3 protein-coding genes are annotated in these 2,964 nt (G+C 70.2%); all 3 read left to right on the forward strand.

What is annotated here, in order from left to right; all coding sequences use genetic code 11:
• Positions 1 to 1,081, forward strand: a 1,081-nt coding sequence (locus HUV06_RS15570; protein WP_254601190.1) for an alpha-E domain-containing protein, incomplete at its 5' end; no start/stop codon positions are given.
• A 10-nt stretch (positions 1,082 to 1,091) separates the two neighbouring features.
• On the forward strand, positions 1,092 to 1,904 hold the full coding sequence (locus tag HUV06_RS15575) for a transglutaminase family protein (RefSeq protein ID WP_174302155.1): 813 nt from the start codon (positions 1,092 to 1,094) through the stop codon (positions 1,902 to 1,904).
• Positions 1,905 to 2,055: 151 nt separating this feature from the next.
• Positions 2,056 to 2,784, forward strand: coding sequence for a peptidase (locus HUV06_RS15580; RefSeq protein ID WP_174302156.1), 729 nt, complete (start codon positions 2,056 to 2,058; stop codon positions 2,782 to 2,784).
• Positions 2,785 to 2,964: the final 180 nt, after the last annotated feature.

The raw sequence follows: 2,964 nt of genomic DNA on the forward strand, positions 1-2,964 counted from the left end.
CCTCCACCAGGCTTCGCCTGGTCCCCCTCCCCCAGGGGGGGAGGATCAAGCGCTGCGCCCAGATGCTCCCCCCCTGGGGGAGCTGTCGGCGAAGCCGACTGAGGGGGCCGGCGCCGCAGGCGACGGTGCGCCCGTAGCCATGCTCTCGCGCACCGCCGACAGCCTCTATTGGACGGCCCGCTACATGGAGCGCGCCGACTACCTCGCGCGCCTGCTGGAGACCGCGCTGCGCGCCGCCGCGCTGCCGGCCAGCTACGGCGGTTCCTCCACCGAGTGGGAGAGTGCGGTGGCCTCGGCCGGCGCCGCGGAGCTGTTCTACGAGCGCTACGGCGACGCCAACGAGGACACGGTGCGCGAGTGGCTGGCCTTCAGCCCCGACTACGCCTCCTCCATCTATAGCTGTCTCACGACCGCCCGCGCCAACGCCCGCGCCGTCCGCACGGCCCTCACCGCCGAGATGTGGGAGGTGGTCAACGACGCCGGCCTGGAGCTGCAGCGCTACCGCGGCCAGAACCTCTCGCGCGAGGAGCTGGTGCGCTTCCTGGAATGGGTGAAGGGCGTGGTGCTGAGCTTCGACGGCGCCGCGCGCCGCACCATGCTCAGGAACGACATCTACTGGTTCCTGCGCCTCGGCGGCGCCCTGGAGCGGGCCGACAACACCGCCCGCATCCTGGACGTGAAATACCACATGCTGCTGCCCGAGACCGAGCGGGTGGGCGGCACGCTCGACTACTTCCAGTGGTCGACGATCCTGCGCGAGGTGTCTGCGCTCACCGCCTACACCTGGGTCTATCGCCAGAGTGTCAAGCCCTGGCTGGTGGCGGACCTCTTGATCCTGAACCGCCAGATGCCCCGCTCGCTGGCCAGCTGCTACGAGGTCATCGCCCGCCAGACCGACCTGCTCGCCGACGCCTACGGCCGGCGGGGGCCCAGCCAGCGGGCGGCCCGCTCCATGCTCTCGCGGCTGAACGGGTGCCGGATCGAGGACCTGTTCCAGTCCGGCCTGCACGAGTTCATCACCGGTTTCCTAGACGACAACGCAGGGCTCGGCGCCACCATCACCGAACAGTATCTGGTCTGAGGCGGCGGACATGCGCATCCAGGTCGGCTACGTCACCCGCTACGAATACGACACCCCCGCCAAGCTGATCGTGCAGGTGCTGCGCATGACGCCGCGCGGCCACGAGGGCCAGCACGTGCTGAGCTGGCGGGTGGAAACCGACGCCGACGTGCGGCTGGTCGCGGGCGAGGACGCGCTCGGCAACACCACCCACGCCCTGTCGCTGGCCGGTCCGGTGAAGCGGCTGGTCACCCGGGTCACCGGCGAGGTTGAGACCTGGGACACCGGCGGCGTAGTGGAAGGCGCGGTGGAGCGCTTCCCGCCCATGGTCTATCTGCGCGACACACCGCTCACCCGCACCGACGCGGCGCTGCGCGACTTCGCCGAGGGCGCGACTTCGGCGGCTTCAGGCCTCCTGCCGCGCCTGCACGCCCTGCTGGCCGCAGTGAAGCAGGAGATGGCCTTCGAGACAGAGCGCACCGACGCCGGCACCTCCGCCGCCGAGGCCTTCGAGCTGAGGCACGGCGTCTGCCAGGACCTCGCCCACATCTTCATCGGCTGCGCGCGGAGCCTGGGCGCCCCGGCCCGCTACGTCTCCGGCCACCTGGCGCGCTCCGAGGGCCAGATCGACCAGGAGGCGAGCCACGCCTGGGCCGAGGCCTATGTGGAGGATCTGGGCTGGGTCGGCTTCGATCCCACCAACGGTATCTGCCCCACCGACCGCTATGTGCGCGTGGCGGTCGGGCTGGACTATCTGGGCGCGGCCCCCGTGCGCGGCAGCCGCTACGGCGGCTCCGGCGAGCACATGGACGTGAAGCTGCGCGTGGCCCCCAGCGGCCGGTGAGTCAGATGCTCCCCCCGCAGGGGAGCTGTCGGCGAAGCCGACTGAGGGAAGCCGACGCGAAGCGGCGGCGCTGCTCCCTCCACCGCTTCGCGGTCCCCCTCCCCCGATGGGGGAGGTCAGGGTATGGAGCCTCGGACAGGGAGAGAGAGCCATGACCTACTGCTGCGGCGTGCTGCTCAAGGAGGGCATGGTGCTGGTGACCGACACCCGCACCAATGCGGGCGTGGACAACATCTCCACCTATCGCAAGCTGCACACGGTGCAGGGCGAGGACCGCTTCATCATGCTGGCGACCGCAGGCAACCTGTCCACCACCCAGGCCGCCCTGTCCGAGCTCACCGCTCGACCGATCGAAGGCGGCCCGCTGACCTTGCACGATGTCGCCGACCTGTTCAGCGCGGCCCAGCTTGTCGGCGACACCATGGCGGCGAGCCGCAAGCGCGTCGCCGAGGCGGTGGGCGACAGCACGCCCTCGGACGCCACCATCCTGTTCGGCGGCCAGATCCGCGGCCAGCCCATGCGCTTCTTCCTGATCTACGGCCAGGGCAACTTCATCGAGTGCGCGCCGGACACTCCGTTCCTGCAGGCCGGCGAGACCAAGTACGGCAAGCCGATCCTGATCCGCTCGATCAGCTTCGACTGCGAGCTCTACGAGGCGTTGAAGATCGTGCTGGTCTCCTTCGACAGCACGCTCCGCTCCAACCTGGCGGTGGGGCTGCCGCTGGACCTGGTGGTGCTGCGGCGGGATGCGCTGGAGCCCGAGCTTGTGCACCGGATCGAGGTGGACGAGCCCTACTTCCATGACCTGGGAGCGGCCTGGTCGGCCGCCCTGCGTGAGACCCTGAGGGCGCTGCCGGGCGTGCCGTACGGGCGGGGGTGATGATCCCCCCCGGCTGGGGGAGGGGGACCACGCGTAGCATAGTGGAGGGGGCAGCGCCGCCGCTTCGCGTCGGCCCCCTCAGTCGGCTTCGCCGACAGCTCCCCTAGAGCGCGACCGGATCATGCTGATTCGGGATTCCGGTTTGGGGCGGATCATGATTCAAGATTGAGGCTGGGCGGG

The organism is Caulobacter sp. S45 (assembly GCF_903642205.1).
Taxonomy (GTDB): domain Bacteria; phylum Pseudomonadota; class Alphaproteobacteria; order Caulobacterales; family Caulobacteraceae; genus CAHJWH01.

What these genes read in the sequence shown, in the direction of transcription:
- HUV06_RS15575 (WP_174302155.1), top strand. Translation starts at nt 1,092, where the DNA reads ATGCGCATCCAGGTCGGCTACGTCACCCGCTACGAATACGACACCCCC.
- HUV06_RS15580 (WP_174302156.1), top strand. Translation starts at nt 2,056, where the DNA reads ATGACCTACTGCTGCGGCGTGCTGCTCAAGGAGGGCATGGTGCTGGTG.